The organism is Bradyrhizobium sp. JR3.5 (assembly GCF_054057015.1).
Map to the genome: position 1 here is coordinate 2,632,028 of NZ_JBSRYV010000002.1, position 16,091 is coordinate 2,648,118.

Sequence of the window (16,091 nt, forward strand, 5' to 3'; positions counted from 1 at the left end):
AGCGAAGCGAAGCAATCCACCTCGCCGCGTGTGGAAGGATGGATTGCTTCGTCGCTTCCGCTCCTTGCAATGACGAGCAGAGCGGGCTGAAGTGAATCCAATTCACCCCGGTTGAAGACATACCTTTTGTCGTCGCGTCAGCCTCCCTGCACTCTCCGCCTAAACGGAGAGTGCACGATGCGGCAATTGACTTATATCGGCGGCAACAAGGTCGAATGGTGGGACGTTCCCCCACCCAAGCTCCAGGATGACCGCGACGCGCTGGTGCAGCCGCTCGCGGTGACGCGCTGCGATCTCGATCTTGCGATCGTGCACGGCCGATCGGGCCTCGCCGGTCCGTTTGCGCTCGGACATGAGACCGCGGGCCGCATCGTCGACATCGGCGGCGCGGTGAGGAATTTTGCGCCCGGCGATCTCGTCATCGTACCGTTCCAGATCAGTTGCGGGGCCTGCGACCGCTGCCGGCGCGGCCACACCAATGCCTGCATGGCGGTGCCGTTTCGTTCGTCCTACGGGCTGAAGCCGGTCTGCGGCGTGGAATATGGCGGCGGCCTCTCCGACCTCATCCGCGTACCGTTTGCCGATCACATGCTGGTCCGCCAGCCGAACGGTCATGCCCTGTCGCAAACCGCAGGACTGGCCGACGGCGCGACCGACGGGTTCAGCGCGGTGGCGCGCTGGCTCACGCAACGGCCCGGCGCCGATGTCCTCGTGATCGGCGGCTTCGCGCAATCGCTCGCGTTGTTCGCGGTGCAGGCGGCGGCGGCGCGCGGCGCGGGCCGCGTCGTCTATCTCGACGACCACGCGCCGCGCCTCGCCAAGGCGAAGTCGCTCGGTGCCGACATCATCGAAGCCCCTAGCGGCCTGTCGATGGAGCCGCCCGGCCTGTTCCCGATCGTGATCGATGCAGCCGCGACCGACGCCAGCATGCTGCTCGCATTCCGCGCGACGGAACCGAACGGCATCTGCCAGCGCATGTATGGCGACTTCGCCGAGACCACGCCGGTGCCGCTGCGGCATATGTATGGAGTCGGGATCACGCTGAAGGTCAGCCGCGTCAATGTTCGCGCCGAACTGCCCGACTGCGTCGCGCATGTGACGGCAGGACATTACCATCCAGAACATGTCATCACCCGCCGCGTCCGTTTCGAGGATGCGCATGAGGCGATCGGGGATCCGACCATCCGCGTCGCCTTCGTTCGTGATGGCATTGCCTGACGGGCAACGTTACGCTCGCGCCAAGCAACAAGCCCAGGGAGCGACCCATGTCCGATGCCGATACCGTGCTCGTCGAGCGCGATGGTCCTGTCACCATCATCTCCATCAACCGTCCGCACAACCGCAACGCCGTCGATGGCGCCACCGCGCGAAAACTGTATGACGCGTTTCTGGCCTTCGACGCCGACGCGAGCGCATCGGTTGCAGTGTTCACCGGGACCGGTGGCTATTTCTGCGCCGGCGCCGACCTGAAGGCGGTGGCAGCAGGCGATCCCGAGAAGAAGCGCGAGATCGGCGGCCACAACACGATCGCGCCGATGGGGCCAAGCCGGCTGCGGCTGTCGAAGCCGGTGATCGCCGCGATCGAGGGCTTTGCGGTCGCCGGCGGCATGGAGCTCGCGCTGTGGGCCGACATGCGCGTCGTCGCCGAGGACGCCACCTTCGGCGTGTTCTGCCGCCGCTTTGGCGTGCCGCTGATCGACCTCGGCACCATCCGCCTGCCGCGGCTGATCGGCCATTCCCAGGCGATCGATCTGATCCTCACAGGACGTCCGGTCGCAGGCCCCGAGGCGCTTCGCATGGGGCTCGCGAACCGCTTGGTGCCGAAGGGCGAGACGCGCGCGCACGCCATTGTGCTCGCCAGGGACATCGCGAAATTCCCGCAGAACTGCCTGCGCGCCGATCGGCTGTCGGCGTTGCGGCAATGGGACCTCGACGAGGAAGAGGCGATCCGGAACGAGATGCGCGGCGGGCTCGAGGTGATCGCTTCAGGCGAGACGCTATCCGGCGCGGCGCGCTTCGCCTCGGGTATCGGCCGCCACGGCGCGTTCGGCAATGAGGGCGGCAATGGGTAGTCCCACAGCGCCAGCCTTTGCGCTCCTGCTGCCGACGTGCTGAGCTGTCGCACCATTCCGAAAGCAAAACCATGCCCGCACAATCGATCGCAACCGAGCTGGAGAACTTCACGACATCCGATTTCCGCCTGGAGAACGGCAGCGTGCTGGGCGAAGTCACCGTCGCGTACCGCACCGTCGGTACGCTGGCGCCCAACCGCGACAATGTCGTGCTGATCACCCACGGCAACACCAGCGGGCCGCAGATGATCGATCCCGGCGGATCGACCGGCGAAGGCAGCTGGAATGAGATTGTCGGCCCCGGCAAGGCTGTCGACACCAACCGCTACTTCGCGATCTGTCCGAACATGCTGGGCATCGTCCTACGGCTCGACCAATGCGGCGAGTATCGACCCGCGGACCGGCCGGCGTTACGGGCCGCGCTTCCCGGACATCACCGTCAGCGACATCGTCGCCACCCAGCGCGCGATGCTCGATGATCTCGGGATCGACAAGCTCGTTGCGATCGTCGGTCCATCCTATGGCGGTTTCCAGGCGCTGCAATGGGCGGTGAACTATCCCGACGCCATGCGCGGCATTGCTGCTGTCGTCACCGCGCCGCTGGTGCCGCGCGAGCGCGCCGAAGGCAATGTCGCGCGCCTGATGGCGGTGCTGTCGCAGGATCCGAACTGGAACGGCGGCGACTATTACGATCACGGCGGCGTGCTCGAAAGCATGATCCAGATCCGCACCGCGACGCTGAAGAGCTACGGCATCGAGACGCGGCTACGCGACACGATGACCGACCCGGCGGAGATCGAGACCGCGATCCGCGCCGAGGCGGCGGAATGGGCCAGGGGGTTCGACGCCAATTCGCTGCTGACTCTGGCCAAGGCGCTGCGCGGCTTCGACGTCACGGCGCAGTTCGGACAGATCAAGGCCAAGGTGCTCTATGTCCTGTCGCGGACCGACAAGCTGTTCCCGCCGGAGCTTGCACCGCAGGTGATGCCGGCACTGAAGGCCGCCGGCGTCGACGCCGATTATTTTTTGCTCGACAGCGACTACGGCCATTCGGCATCGGGCCGCGACGCGCACAAATGGGCGCCGCGGTTGCGCGCGTTCATGGAGAGCCTCGGCTAGAGCGTTTTCGAGCGAAGTGGACACCGATTCGCGTGAAGAAAACGCGTCAAACAAGAGTCTAGAGCTTCGGTTCTGATTCAATCAGAACCGAAATTGCTCTAGAGCAAGCCGCTCGCGGTCGCTTCGAGCTGACCCATCAGCGCCTTGTCGTCATAGCGCGCCAGCGAAAGGCTGCGGGCGAATGCGGGTGTGGGCGCGCCGACCACGGCGCGGGCGCAGAGATCGCCGGTGGCGCAGGCACCCATCGTGCCGTAACCCGACAGCGCGGTGGCGAGGAAGACGCCCGGCGTCTTCGCCGCGCCGATCAACGGCCAGTTTTCCTTCGTCATCGGGTAGTAGCCACCGTAATGCACGTGGTCGCGCGGCAGCGCGCCGAGATACTGCGCGAGCCGCGGCTGCAGCCGGCTCGCCGCGCGCAGCACGACTTCGGGGAAATATGGATTGAGCTCCGGCTCGCGCACCGGCGCCGTGGTCTGCTCGGCATTGAAGGCCCAGCCGAGCTTGATCCATTCGCCATGGTCGCCGCCATCAGGCCGGCAATGAATGCTCCCCGGCATCGGCGCCAGCAGGCGCGCGAATTCAGGCGCCGCGGACAGCGCCTCGCGCTCATCGTCGGACCAGGCCAGCGTCTGGTCGTCGAGATCGATCGCAAACGGCATTTTACGATCGACCGCGCGGTTGCGATCGGCGAACGCGATCTTCTGCTGCAGCACATTGACGATCGGAAGCGCTTCGCCATGCATCGCCGCGACATGCGCGGCGAACGGGCCCGCGGCATTGACGATGATGTCCGCCTTGATGGTCTGCCTCGCGCCATCGGCCAGCACGTCGACGGCGAAGCGATCGGTCTTCGCGATGCCGACCACCTTGGCTTGCTGGAATTGCGCGCCCAGCGGCCGCATCGTCTCCAGCATGTACTGGCCGAGCTGCTGACCACTGATGTCGCCTGCCCTGCGGATATGCAGCGCAGTCGAAACCTCCTTGTCGAAGGTCGGGTAATGTGCCGCAATCAGATCGCGGCCGAGCAGAACGTCGACGCCGTCAGGCGCGCTCTGCCAGTCCGCCGAATGCGGCGGCACATAGCCGCGGCCCGATCCTTCATGCAGGCGGATCAACGTTGCAGCTTGCTCGCCGTAGCCAGCGTAGAGCTGCTGCAGCAATTCCTCAGGTTTCTCCTCGCGCGTGACCAGCAGATATCCGCGCCGCGTCATGTGGATGCGGTTGTCGCTGCGGCGCGCGATCTCTTCCATCAGGTCGGTAGAGTGATTGGTGAAGTCCGCCATCGTCGGATGCGGCCACCAGTTGCGGTAGTTCTCGCCTGATTGCGCCGAGGTCAGCGCCATCGGCTGGCCTTCGTCGACGATCAGCAGACGCGAACGCTTGTGCTGGACGGCGAGGTAGTAGGCTGTGGCGATGCCGACGATGCCCGCACCGATCACCAGGATTTCGACGTCATTGGTCTTCACGCGGTGTCTCCCAAAGGCCCGCAGTGGGGCCTGCGATGATTTGAATTGTCCCAGCGATCAGATCGGACGTTCCGGGCCCGCATCGCGCAACGCCTGGCGTTGCGCCGAGCGCAGCGTCTTCTGCGTCTCCTCGATGTGATCGCGCAGCAGGCGGACGGCCTTCTTGACCTCGCCGTCGCGGCAGAGTTCGAGCAGCCGATAGTGCTCGCGCTGCGGACGCTCCTTGCCGGTCGCCTGCGACACCAGCGCCCGCGTGAAGCGGCCGACGTGGCCGTAGTTCGCCTCGATCATGCTGAGCAGGCGCGGACGATTGCACGGCGCGTAGAGCGTGGCGTGGAATTTCCAGTTGAAGGCGCCCCATTGCGCCGGATCAGGTTCGGCGTCGTAGGCACAGAGGATTTTCGTTGCCGCCTCGAGATCGATCTCGCCCATCGCGGGGATCGCCAATCGCAACGCGTGGCATTCGAGTGCGATGCGGATCTCGAGCAGCTCGATCACCTCATCGATCGACAGGTCGGAGACGACAGCGCCGCGGTTGGGCAGGAAGGTCACAAAACCCTCGGCCTCGAGCTGGCGCAGCGCCTCGCGCACCGGGATGCGGCTGGTGCCGAACCGGGCAGCGAGCTCGTCCTGACGGAGCTGCAGTCCGGGCGCGAGCTCGCCGGAACTGATCGCGGCCCGCAGTGCCTCGCGCACGGCGTCCGGAGCGGAACCGTGAGGTCCGGCCCCTCGATGGCTGGCGGCGGTCGCAGGTTCCATCCGGCTTCTCTCTCTCTCGCTGGTGAGCCAAGCCAAGATATCCGACTTGGTCATGATTGTATAAAATTAGATTGCTGATTATGCAATCCAATGTATAAAATCTTGAGCTATCGTATCCAATTCTGCCGGCGTCCGCGAGAACCCTCATGAACAAAGCATTCAAGCGATTGATCTACCTAGCCTTTCTTGCGACGATGGCACCCGTCCCGGCGCAGGCCCAATCGCCCGGCGGGACACTGGCCAAGATCCGCGATACCGGCGAAATCCGGCTCGGGCACCGCGACGTCTCGGTCCCGTTCTCCTATCTCGACGACAACCAGAAGCCGGTCGGCTTCGCGATGGACCTCTGCGCGCGGATCGTCGAGGCGGTGAAGAGCGAGCTCAAGCTGCCGGCGCTGCAGACCAGGCTGCAGCCGATCCAGCTCTCCACCCAGATACCGCTGATCGAGAACGGCACCATCGACATTGTCTGTGGTCCCGCAACCAACACGCTGGAGCGGCAGAAAGTCGTCGCCTTCAGCACCACGATCTTCGTGTCGAGCATCCGCGCGGTGGTGCAGAAGGACGCCCCGATCAAGACCTTCGAGGACCTCGGCGGCAGGCCGGTCTCGCTGACTTCGGGATCAACTTCGATCGGCCTGTTGAGCGCGCGCGCCCAGGCGAAGAACTTTCAGACCAAGAACATCCTGACCCCGGATCATGCCGCGTCGTTCCTCGCGCTGACCACCGGGCGCAGCGACGCCTTCGTGATGGACGACATCCTGCTCGCGAGCCTGATCGCGGGCAGCCCCAATCCGTCCGATTGGCGCATCATCGACGACAGCCTGCGCACCGAGCCCTACGGGCTGATCATCCGCAAGGGCGATCCGGAATTCAAGGCGCTGGTCGACCGGACGCTGGCTGCCATGATGAAGAGCAACGAATTCCAGGAGCTCTACGCGAAATGGTTCACGCGGCCGATTCCGCCGAAGAATGTGAACCTGAATTTCCCGATGACGGCACCGCTGAAGGGACGCGGTCGCCAATCCGAACGACAAGGGCGTCTGACAGGCGCGGCGGTTCGGGTCGGCCCGCAGCGACGACGGCCACTCGGCATCCGGCCCGACGCGGACATGGTAGCCGCAGTCTTGGCGGCTTTCATGGGGCCAGCCTCGGCCGGAGCCCATTATGATAATTTCGAAACGTTCCGAAGTCGATTCCCTTGCGCTGGATCAACGCGAGGCCACCTCGGCTGACGCATGCTTGTTTGAGAAACATGAGGTGTTCGTGGGCGTCGTGATCGCCCCGCCCTTCGAAGTCTGGAACGCGCATGAAAGCAATGCCATTTGCGGCCCTGCTGGTCGCCATGTCGGTCGCGGCGACGATCCCGACCAGTTGGGCCGAGTCGCTCCCCGCTGCGAGCAACTCCGAGCGATATGTCCCGCAGCTCGCCAACATCATGACCGCCGCGCAACTTCAGCATCTCAAGCTGTGGTCCGCCGGAACGGCCCGAAACTGGCCGCTTGCGGCCTTATGAGCTGCAACAAATCAAGGAAAGCCTCGTCGAGGCAGCGCTGCTTTACAGGGGGATTCCAGTCTCCAACATCACAACGCTCGCCTCGACCATCTCCGTTATCTCGGAGGCCATCGACCGCAAGGACCCGGACAGGTTCGTGAAGGAGTTCGGCGAGCTGACCAAGGGCTGCAACAGCTGTCACCAATCGATGGACCGCGCCTTCATCGTGCTGCGCACACCTGCCGAGCAGCCGTTTTCGAACCAGGCGTTCCAGCCGAAGGGCAAGCCTTAGCCATCGGCCAACGCGTGATTGCGGAGAACTACATCAAATCTCACGCGACCAGCGTGAAAGACATCATGACGCGCGACGTGGTGACGACGTTTCCGGACACGCCCTTGCATGATATCGCGGGAATGTTCGAAGAGAGCCACATCAACCGCGTTCCGATCGTCAGCGAGGGCGGCGATCTGGTCGGCATCGTTACCCGCGCCAACATCATCCAGGCAATCGCAGGCGCGCGGCCAAGACTCGAGGTCAGCGTCCCGGATGCCACGATCCGCACCCGGCTGCTCGACGAGCTGAAGAAACAGCCGTGGGCGCACGCTCACAGGCTGAACGTGACCGTAAGTCACGGCGTCGTCGATCTCTGGGGCTTTGCCGAATCCGATACCGCCCGGCGAGCCATCAGGGTCGCAGCCGAAAGCATGGCCGGCGTGACCACCGTCAATGATCACATGATGGTGGAGCTCACCGTTTACTGATGGCGAGTTCGGCTGTGAGGTGAGCACCCGCCATCCGGCAACCGCCGGATGGCGGGGCGGGCCCGCTAGACGCCGGCCATCATCACGTATTTGATCTCGACATATTCATCCATGCCGTGGCGCGAACCTTCGCGGCCGAGGCCGCTTTCCTTGACGCCGCCGAACGGTGCGACCTCGGTCGTGATCAGGCCGGAGTTGACGCCGACCATGCCCGACTCCAGCGCTTCGGCGACACGCCAGACGCGGCCGATGTCACGCGAATAGAAGTAGGAGGCGAGACCGAACGGCGAGGCGTTGCACATCGCGATCACATCGGCCTCGTCCTTGAAGCGGATCACCGGCGCGAGCGGGCCGAAGGTTTCCTCCTGCGCGACGAGCGCGTCGGGTCTCACGTCCGACAGCACGGTCGGCTCGAAGAAGCTGCGGCCCAGCGCCGAGCGCTTGCCGCCGGTCACGACCTTGGCGCCGCCCTTCACCGCGTCGGCGATGTGCCGCTCGACCTTTTCGATCGCCTTCATGTTGATCAGCGGTCCCTGGGTCACGCCGGCCTCCGTGCCGTCGCCGATCTTCATCTCGGCGACCTTCTTCGACAACTTCTCGACGAACTGGTCGTAGATCTTGTCCTGCGCGTAGAGACGGTTGGCGCAGACGCAGGTCTGGCCCATGTTGCGATACTTGGAGACGATAGCGCCTTCGACCGCGGCGTCGATGTCGGCATCGTCGAACACCACGAACGGCGCATTGCCGCCGAGCTCGAGGCCGAGCTTCTTCACGCCGACCGATGCTTGCCGGTACAGGATCTTGCCGACATTGGTCGAACCCGTGAAGCCGACGAAGCGCACCGCCGGATGCTCGCACAGCACCTTGCCGATCGGCGGCGCATCACCGGTGACGATGTTGAGCACGCCCTTCGGCACGCCAGCCTTTTCGGCCAGCACAGCCAGCGCGAGCGCGGACAGCGGCGTCTCGTTGGCGGGCTTCAGCACGACGGTACAGCCGGCGGCCAGCGCCGGCGACACTTTTCGCGTGATCATCGAGTTCGGGAAATTCCACGGCGTGATGGCGCCGCAGACGCCGATAGGCTGCCGGATCGCGAGCAGGCGGGCATCCGGACGCTGGGTCGGGATCGTCTCGCCGTAGACGCGGCGCGCTTCCTCCGCGAAGAACTCGACATAGGCCGCGCCGATATCGACTTCGCCGAGCGCCTCCGCCAGCGGCTTGCCCTGCTCGGAGGTCAGGATCAGCGCGAGATCCTCGCGGTTGGCGATGATCAGGTCGAACCATTTGCGTAAGGTGTTGGAGCGCTGCTTGGCGGTCAGCTTGGCCCAGGACGGGAACGCGCGCTGGGCGGCTTCGACGGCCCTGGTCGCATCGTCGGCGCCGAGCTGCGGAATCCTGATCAGCTCGATGCCGGTTGCGGGATTGTTGACCGCGAACTCTGGCGTGCCGACCCAGGCGCCGTCGATGTAGCAGCGGTCGCGCAGCAGCGACGGGTCCTTCAGGCGGCTTTGCAGGGAGGATGCTGCGGATTGCGTAGCGCGTGCGGCAACGGGCGGGGTCATGGCGTTACTCCTGGAATTTCTTTGGGGGTATTCGCGGCCTATATAAGCGGAAAGCCGCGGCGATGCACCGGCGCTGGGCGCGACCCTGCTTCAAGCAATATTGAGGGCTGGCGCGCAGTTCCTACATACGCCGGCGCTTAGAGCGCGCCGCCCGACATATAGGTTTCGCGGCGGCCGATCATGCGCTCGGCCGCGGCCTTGGCATCCGCCTTGGTCGAGGTCGCGCAGGTCCGGTATTCGAGGTCGGCTTGCGCCCGCGCATCGCGGCGGCCGAACCAGGATTTTGTGCCCGTCTGCAGCAGCGCCAGCGCCTGCGCGACATTGTCGACCGCCTCGAACGAGTGCAGGGCACCGGTACCCGTGTAACGAACTTCGTAGAGACCCGGGCTGATCGGCGCTTCGATATTCTCGCCGCGGCCCGGCCGCGGATAGCGCTTCCATTCACTCCATGTCGAAATCATTGCTGCGTCCCCCGCAACCCCAAATATGACGATGGTTTTCGTCAAATCATCCGTTTGTGCCGCACCGATTGTGCAGCGATCTGAATGCGTTATTGCAAATAAACAGGTACGAAAATCAATCTGTCGATCACGTTACCGTGGCCCTCCCTGCCGGTCACCCGGACTTGCCCAAAGTCCAACGCAAAATCTGGGCGCGTGGTGAACGCCCGCTAAGCGAGACCGTTCCTGCTACCCCGGCTTTCACGACATCGCGACATCATCGCATCGCGCCTGCCTTGCGGGAGCGGGAAAGCGGGAGGATGATCCGCCCACTTCAAAACAATAAACCCCACCGGAGGAAGCCCCCAATGCAAAGCAAGGCTCAGATCGATCAGGTATTGCGGCAGAAGAGCGAGGCAAAGGAGATTCCCGGCGTGGTCGCCATCGCGGCCACCGGCAAGGACGTGATCTACGAGGGCGCGTTCGGCAAGCGCGACCTTTCCAAGAGCGATCCCATGACGGCGGACAGCGTGTTCTGGATCGCCTCGATGACCAAGGCGGTGACCTCCGCGGGCGCGATGCAGCTCGTCGAGCAGGGCAAGCTCTCGCTCGATGAGCCGATCGGCAAGTTGCTGCCCGATCTCGCCGCCGTACAGGTGCTCGACGGCTTCGATGCCAAGGGCGAGCCGAAGCTGCGGCCGGCGAAAAAGCCGATCACGCTGCGTCAGCTGATGACCCACACCGCCGGCTTCGCCTACGACATGTGGGACGCCAATCTCGGGAAATATCTGGAGAAGACCGGCACGCCCGGCATCATCACCTGCCTGAATGCCGCGCTGAAGACGCCGATCATGACCGACCCCGGCACACGCTGGGAATACGGCACCAATATCGATTTCGTCGGCAAGGCGGTGGAAGCCGCATCCGGCAAGAAGCTCGATGCCTATCTGCGCGAGCACATGTTCGGGCCGCTCGGCATGAGCGACACCGCCTTCAAGATCACCGACAACATGCGCAAGCGGCTGGTCGGCATGCATGCCCGCGGCGAGGACGGCACGCTGGCCGCGATCCCGTTCGAGCTCGAGCAGAACCCCGAATTCCACATGGGTGGCGGCGGCCTTTATTCGACCGCGGCCGACTACATCAAGTTCTGCCAGATGATCCTCAACAAGGGCAAAGGCAACGGCAACCAGGTGCTGAAGGCCGAGACCGTAGCTTTGATGGGACAGAACCACATCGGCGAGCTCACCGTCGACAAGATGACGACGGCGGCGCCGATGTACACCAACGACGTCGATCTCTATCCGGACCAGGTGAAAAAGTGGGGGCTGAGCTTCCTGATCAACACCGCCAAGACGCCGGAAGGCCGCAGCCCTGGCAGCCTCGCCTGGGCGGGCCTCGCCAATACCTATTACTGGATCGATCCGTCGCGCGACGTCTGCGGCGTGATCCTGACCCAGCTGTTGCCGTTCGCGGACAAGCACAGCCTGGAGGCCTTCGCAGGCTTCGAGAAGGGCATCTATGCCGGCCTCGACGCCGGCAGCGGGCAGCGGGCGGCCTGAAGTTCCGGTCTAGCAACAAGAAATCCCTCCCCTCACAGGGAGGGATTTTTCATACCCGCCATAGGTCGGGCCTGTCCTGTCGGCGCCAAACGACTAAGATCGCGCAAAAAAGCGTGACGACACAAATACAACCAGGAGGAGGACCAGCTTGGCACCCACACCCAAGGCAGACAGCTATGTCTGCGGCATTTCCGATACGCCGCTGCTCGGTGAAACCATCGGCCGCAGCCTCGACCGCGCACGCGCGCGCTGGGGCGATCGCGAGGCACTGGTCTCGCCCAGCCACAATGTGCGCTGGACCTGGAACGAATTCGCCGAGCGCGTCGAAGCGCTGGCGGCGGGCTTCCTCGCGCTCGGGCTGCAACGCGGCGAGCGGATCGGCATCTGGTCGCTGAACCGGCCGGAATGGACGCTGACGCAATTCGCCGCCGCGAAGGCCGGCCTGATCCTCGTCACCATCAATCCGGCCTACCGGCTGAGCGAGCTCGAATTCGCACTCGGCAAGGTCGGCTGCGCCGCGATCGTGACCGCGACCGCGTTCAAGACCTCGGCCTATATGGAGATGCTGAACACGCTACTGCCCGAGCTTGCAAGCTCCGAGCCCGGCCATCTGCGCTCAGCGCGGCTGCCGCAACTGCGCGCCGTAATCCAGATCGGCGGACCGGCAGCACCAGGCACGATTCCATTCGAGCAGGTGTCGCAGATGGGCGGGGAGCGTCATCGCGAGCAGCTCGCGGCGCTCGGCGACAGCCTGCAATTCGACGATCCGGTCAATATCCAGTTCACCAGCGGCACCACCGGCTCGCCGAAGGGCGTGACGCTGACCCATCACAACATCCTCAACAACGGCTACTTCACCGGCCGCGCCATGCGCTTGACCGAACAGGACCGCATCTGCATTCCGGTGCCGCTCTATCACTGCTTCGGCATGGTGATGGGCAACCTCGCATCGGTCACGCTCGGCACCACCATGGTCTATCCCGGCGAAGGCTTCGACCCGCTGGCAACGCTTGCGACGGTCGCGCAGGAGAAATGCACAACGCTGTACGGCGTGCCGACCATGTTCATCGCCGAGCTCGACCATCCCGAGTTCAAGCGCTTCGATCTGTCGTCGCTGCGCACCGGCATCATGGCCGGCGCGCCCTGCCCGATAGAGGTGATGAAGCGCGTCAACACCGAGATGAACATGCGCGAGGTGACGATCGCCTACGGCATGACCGAGACCAGCCCGGTGAGCTTCCAGAGCGCGACTGACGATCCCCTGGAGCGCCGCGTCTCGACCGTCGGCCGCATCCATCCGCATGTCGAGGTCAAGGTCGTCGATCTCGACGGCAAGGTGGTGCCGCGCGGCGAACGCGGCGAGCTCTGCACCCGCGGCTACAGCGTGATGCTCGGCTTTTGGGACGAGAAGGAAAAGACGGGCGAGGTGCTCGACGCCAATGGCTGGATGCACACCGGCGATCTCGCCGTGATCGACGACGAAGGCTATTGCAACATCGTCGGCCGCATCAAGGACCTGGTGATCCGCGGCGGCGAGAACCTCTATCCAAGGGAGATCGAGGAATTCCTCTACCGCCATCCCAAGATCCAGGACGTGCAGATCTTCGGCGTCGCCGATGCGCGCTACGGCGAGGAGCTCTGCGCCTGGGTCAGGGTCAGGGCCGGCGAGACGCTGACCGCAGACGAAGTCCGCGCCTTCTGCCAGGGCCAGATCGCCCACAACAAGATCCCGCGCTATGTCGAGTTCGTCGAGGAATTCCCGATGACGGTGACCGGCAAGATCCAGAAATTCGTGATGCGCGACGCGGTCGAGCAGCGGCTGGGATTGAAGGCGGCGAAGACGGCGTGACTCTTCTCCCGCTCCCGCTTGCGGGGAGGGTCGGGGTGGGGGCTCTCTCAGCGAGTCACATCGTGGAGAGAGCCCCCACCCGGCGCTACGCGCCGACCTCCCCCGCAAGCGGGAGAGGCGAAGAACCCGCCGCCCTTACACCAGCAACCCCTTCTGCTTCGCCAGATCCTTCAGCGAGACCAGCGGCCGGGCGCCGATGTGCTGGATCACTTCGGCGGCGGCGAGCGCGCCGAGGCGGCCGGCGTTCTCATGGCCGACATTGCGCACGAGACCAACCAGGAAGCCTGCGGCGAACAGATCGCCGGCACCGGTGGTGTCGACGAGCTTGTCGATCGGGGAGGCGGGCGCCGATACGACGCCATCACCTGAGATCACGACGCAGCCCTTCTCGCTGCGGGTGACGACGCCGAGTTTTGTATCCTTGCCGAACTGCTTCAGCGCGGTGTCGAAATCCGAGGTCTGATACAGCGAATGCAGCTCGGACTCGTTGGCGAACACCAGATCCACCGTGCCCTTGCGCATCAGACCGAGGAATTCGTCGCGGTAGCGATCGACGCAGAACGAATCCGACAGCGTCAGCGCGACCTGGCGGCCCGCGCCATGCGCGATATCGGCCGCCTTCACGAAGGCGTCCTTGGCGTTCTTCGGATCCCAGAGATAGCCCTCGAGATAGATGATGCCGGCGGCTGCGATCTGGGCCGGATCGATGTCGTCGGGCGTCAGGTCCTGCGCGGCGCCGAGATAGGTGTTCATGGTGCGCTCGCCATCCGGCGTCACCAGGATGTAGGAGCAGCCGGTGGCCGGGCCGGTCTTGGCCGGCGCGGTGTCGAAGGTGACGCCGGCGGCGCGGATGTCGTGAACGTAAAGCTTGCCGATCTGGTCGTCCTTGACCTTGCCGACATAGGCGGCGCGGGCGCCGAGATTGCCGACGCCGACGATGGTGTTGGCAGCCGAGCCGCCCGACATCTCGGTCGCCACGCCCATGTCGCTGTAGATCGCGGTGGCACGCGCTTCGTCGATCAGCTGCATCGAGCCCTTGGTCATGCCGTGACGGGCAAGGAATGCCTCGTCGGTCTGCACCAGCACGTCGAAGATCGCGTTGCCGATCCCGAGAACGTCGTATTTTGCGTCAGCCATAGACCTGCCCTGTGTTAACGCCACCCAACAAGAGCCGCGACCTATCACGTTAGGCCTCGGGGCAGCAAGGGAAGCGGCTGCTGATAGTTCCGTCATCCTCTCGCCTGTTGACCCGTCATCCTGAGGAGCGGCGTCAGCCGCGTCTCGAAGGATGCACGGCCCTACTGTGGCCGATTCATCCTTCGAGGCTCGCTCCGCTCGCGCCTCAGGATGACGGGGCTGGTAGAGTGGCGCTGGCAGCAAAGCGCGCGGCTGCTATACAGGCCCCATGTTCCGCTCCTTCCTCACGGTCTCCTCGGGAACGCTGGCTTCGCGACTGCTCGGCTTCGTGCGCGATTCCGTGATCGCGGCGCTGCTCGGCGCGGGGCCGGTGGCGGATGCCTTTCTGGCCGCATTCCAGCTTGTGAATGTGGTGCGACGGCTGCTGGCCGAGGGTGGATTGAATGCCGCCCTGGTGCCGGCATGGCTGAAGACGCGCGACGCCGACGGCGCGGCCGCGGCGACCGCGTTTGCCGGCCGCGTGCTCGGCACCGTCAGCGCCGCTGTCATCGCGGCGGCGCTGGTGATCGGCGTGCTGATGCCGCTGGTGATCGCGGCGATCGCGCCGGGGTTTGTCGGCCGCGACACGCTGCAATTCGCCGTCGACGACGCAAGGCTGATGCTGCCTTACCTCGCCTTCGCCGGCCCCGTCACCGTGATGATGGCGCTGCTCAACGCGCGGGGACGCTTCGCGGTGACCGCGTTCTCGCCGTTGCTGTTCAACATCGCGCTGATATCAGTGATGGTTGCGCTACTGGCGCGGCAGCAGGAGCCGGTGCAGGCCGCGCTGGTGATGGCCGCGACTATCGGCGTCGCCGGCTTCCTGCAACTGTCGATGCTGGCGCTGCGCGGCGCAAAGCTCGCCGCTCCGCTCCGGATCTCCTTCGATCCCGAGATGCGCGTCTTTCTCGGCCGTGCGGTCCCGGGCATGATCGCGAGCAGCGCGCCGCAATTGCTCATGGTGGCGGGCGCGGTGATCGCATCGACCTCGCCATCGGCGGTGTCCTGGCTCTATTTCGCCAACCGCCTGCTCGAGCTGCCGCTCGGCATCGTCGGCGTCGCCATGGGCACGGTGCTGATCCCGGAGATGACGCGCGCGGTAGGCAGCGGCGAGCCCACCGCGATCGCGCATGCGGAATCGCGCGGGCTCGAACTCGCGGCCGGGCTCGCTTTGCCCGCAGCGCTTGGCCTGATGGTGCTGAGCGAGCCGATCGTGCGGATGCTGTTCGAGCATGGCGCGTTCACCGGGCAAGATACCGCGGCCACCGCGCAGGCCCTGATCTGGCTGACGCTCGCTTTGCCGGCGCATGTGCTGGTGAAGGCGCTGTCGCCGGCGTTCTTTGCGCGCGAGGACACGCTGACGCCGCTATTTGCGATGCTGAAGGCCGTTGTGGTCGGGATCGCGGCGGCCTTCCTGCTCGGCCATATGTTCGGCGCGAGCGGAATCGCCGCGGGCATCGCACTCGGCGCCTGGAGCAATGCGCTGGCGCTGATCCGCAGGGGTGCCGCGACCTTCGGCTTTTCGATCGATGCCGAGGCGCGCCGCCGGCTGCCGCGCATCCTGGCCGCGGCGCTCGCGATGGGTGCAGCGCTGTGGCTCGCGGAGGGCGCCCTGCCGGCGGCGGGCACACGAGGTTTCGTCCAGGCGGCTTCCCTTCTCGTGCTAATCGCGGCCGGGATCGCCGGTTACGGGCTCCTCTTGCAGCTTTTCGGCGTCACAGGCTGGCGTGAGGCGGTTAACGCCGTCAGGCAAAGACGCCCGGCCTGACTTGCGCACGCGGGGCTTAAGTGGCAAACGACGCCGCCAAAGCCGCAATTTCCGGGAATTA

The 16,091-nt window shown here is 65.0% G+C and carries 15 protein-coding genes and 1 pseudogene; 11 read left to right on the forward strand and 5 right to left on the reverse strand.

The features are described from left to right. The first annotated feature begins 177 nt into the window (after positions 1-177). The 4 genes from ACVWW1_RS29470 to ACVWW1_RS29485 all read left to right on the forward strand — a co-directional run bounded on the left by ACVWW1_RS29470 (position 178) and on the right by ACVWW1_RS29485 (position 3,191). Positions 178-1,218, forward strand: coding sequence for a zinc-dependent alcohol dehydrogenase (locus ACVWW1_RS29470; RefSeq protein ID WP_456658320.1), 1,041 nt, complete (start codon positions 178-180; stop codon positions 1,216-1,218). Positions 1,219-1,265: 47 nt separating this feature from the next. Further along, complete coding sequence (locus ACVWW1_RS29475) at positions 1,266-2,072, forward strand: crotonase/enoyl-CoA hydratase family protein (RefSeq protein WP_456658321.1); 807 nt, start codon at positions 1,266-1,268, stop codon at positions 2,070-2,072. Between the two features lie 71 nt (positions 2,073-2,143). Then, entirely contained in the window at positions 2,144-2,551 is a 408-nt protein-coding gene (locus ACVWW1_RS29480) for a hypothetical protein (protein WP_456658322.1), read from the forward strand. Beyond that, the gene (locus tag ACVWW1_RS29485) at positions 2,541-3,191 is read left to right on the forward strand and encodes an alpha/beta fold hydrolase (RefSeq protein WP_456658323.1); all 651 of its coding nucleotides are present in this window, start codon (positions 2,541-2,543) and stop codon (positions 3,189-3,191) included. Before ACVWW1_RS29480 ends, ACVWW1_RS29485 begins: the two co-directional genes overlap by 11 nt. A gap of 98 nt (positions 3,192-3,289) precedes the next feature. On the opposite strand, the gene ACVWW1_RS29490 is transcribed toward ACVWW1_RS29485, so the two are convergent. After that, positions 3,290-4,657 carry an NAD(P)/FAD-dependent oxidoreductase gene (locus ACVWW1_RS29490; RefSeq protein ID WP_456658324.1) on the reverse strand — a complete coding sequence of 456 codons (1,368 nt, stop codon included), beginning with the start codon at positions 4,655-4,657 and terminating at the stop codon, positions 3,290-3,292. A 57-nt stretch (positions 4,658-4,714) separates the two neighbouring features. Further along, positions 4,715-5,416, reverse strand: coding sequence for a GntR family transcriptional regulator (locus tag ACVWW1_RS29495; protein WP_456658325.1), 702 nt, complete (start codon positions 5,414-5,416; stop codon positions 4,715-4,717). 146 nt (positions 5,417-5,562) lie between these two features. On the opposite strand from ACVWW1_RS29495, the pseudogene ACVWW1_RS29500 reads away from it, so the two are divergent. The 4 genes and pseudogenes from ACVWW1_RS29500 to ACVWW1_RS29515 all read left to right on the forward strand — a co-directional run bounded on the left by ACVWW1_RS29500 (position 5,563) and on the right by ACVWW1_RS29515 (position 7,673). After that, positions 5,563-6,463 (forward strand): annotated as a pseudogene (locus ACVWW1_RS29500) (amino acid ABC transporter substrate-binding protein). 262 nt (positions 6,464-6,725) lie between these two features. Further along, complete coding sequence (locus ACVWW1_RS29505) at positions 6,726-6,932, forward strand: hypothetical protein (protein ID WP_456658326.1); 207 nt, start codon at positions 6,726-6,728, stop codon at positions 6,930-6,932. After that, positions 6,919-7,203 (forward strand): hypothetical protein, encoded by a 285-nt coding sequence (locus ACVWW1_RS29510; protein ID WP_456658327.1) that lies wholly within the window; start codon positions 6,919-6,921, stop codon positions 7,201-7,203. The genes ACVWW1_RS29505 and ACVWW1_RS29510 overlap by 14 nt, the downstream gene beginning before the upstream one ends. Before the next feature lie 53 nt (positions 7,204-7,256). After that, the gene (locus tag ACVWW1_RS29515) at positions 7,257-7,673 is read left to right on the forward strand and encodes a BON domain-containing protein (protein ID WP_456658328.1); all 417 of its coding nucleotides are present in this window, start codon (positions 7,257-7,259) and stop codon (positions 7,671-7,673) included. 65 nt (positions 7,674-7,738) lie between these two features. Here ACVWW1_RS29515 and ACVWW1_RS29520 read toward each other — a convergent pair whose 3' ends face one another. Then, positions 7,739-9,235 (reverse strand): NAD-dependent succinate-semialdehyde dehydrogenase, encoded by a 1,497-nt coding sequence (locus tag ACVWW1_RS29520; RefSeq protein WP_456658329.1) that lies wholly within the window; start codon positions 9,233-9,235, stop codon positions 7,739-7,741. 137 nt (positions 9,236-9,372) lie between these two features. Further along, positions 9,373-9,696: a hypothetical protein gene (locus ACVWW1_RS29525; protein WP_176534695.1), complete on the reverse strand. Its 324-nt coding sequence runs from the start codon at positions 9,694-9,696 to the stop codon at positions 9,373-9,375. A 347-nt stretch (positions 9,697-10,043) separates the two neighbouring features. Between ACVWW1_RS29525 and ACVWW1_RS29530 the strand changes: the two genes are divergently transcribed. Both ACVWW1_RS29530 and ACVWW1_RS29535 read left to right on the forward strand, forming a co-directional pair. Further along, positions 10,044-11,237, forward strand: coding sequence for a serine hydrolase domain-containing protein (locus tag ACVWW1_RS29530; protein ID WP_207834331.1), 1,194 nt, complete (start codon positions 10,044-10,046; stop codon positions 11,235-11,237). Between the two features lie 148 nt (positions 11,238-11,385). Beyond that, a complete protein-coding gene (locus ACVWW1_RS29535; protein WP_456658330.1) occupies positions 11,386-13,086 on the forward strand; it encodes an AMP-binding protein in 1,701 nt (566 codons plus the stop codon). A gap of 135 nt (positions 13,087-13,221) precedes the next feature. On the opposite strand, the gene ACVWW1_RS29540 is transcribed toward ACVWW1_RS29535, so the two are convergent. Continuing rightward, positions 13,222-14,223, reverse strand: a complete 1,002-nt coding sequence (locus ACVWW1_RS29540; protein ID WP_456658331.1) for an adenosine kinase — start codon at positions 14,221-14,223, stop codon at positions 13,222-13,224. Between the two features lie 268 nt (positions 14,224-14,491). Here ACVWW1_RS29540 and murJ point away from each other — a divergent pair, with 268 nt between their 5' ends. Continuing rightward, positions 14,492-16,030: a murein biosynthesis integral membrane protein MurJ gene (gene murJ, locus ACVWW1_RS29545; protein WP_456658332.1), complete on the forward strand. Its 1,539-nt coding sequence runs from the start codon at positions 14,492-14,494 to the stop codon at positions 16,028-16,030. The last annotated feature ends 61 nt before the right edge of the window (positions 16,031-16,091 follow it).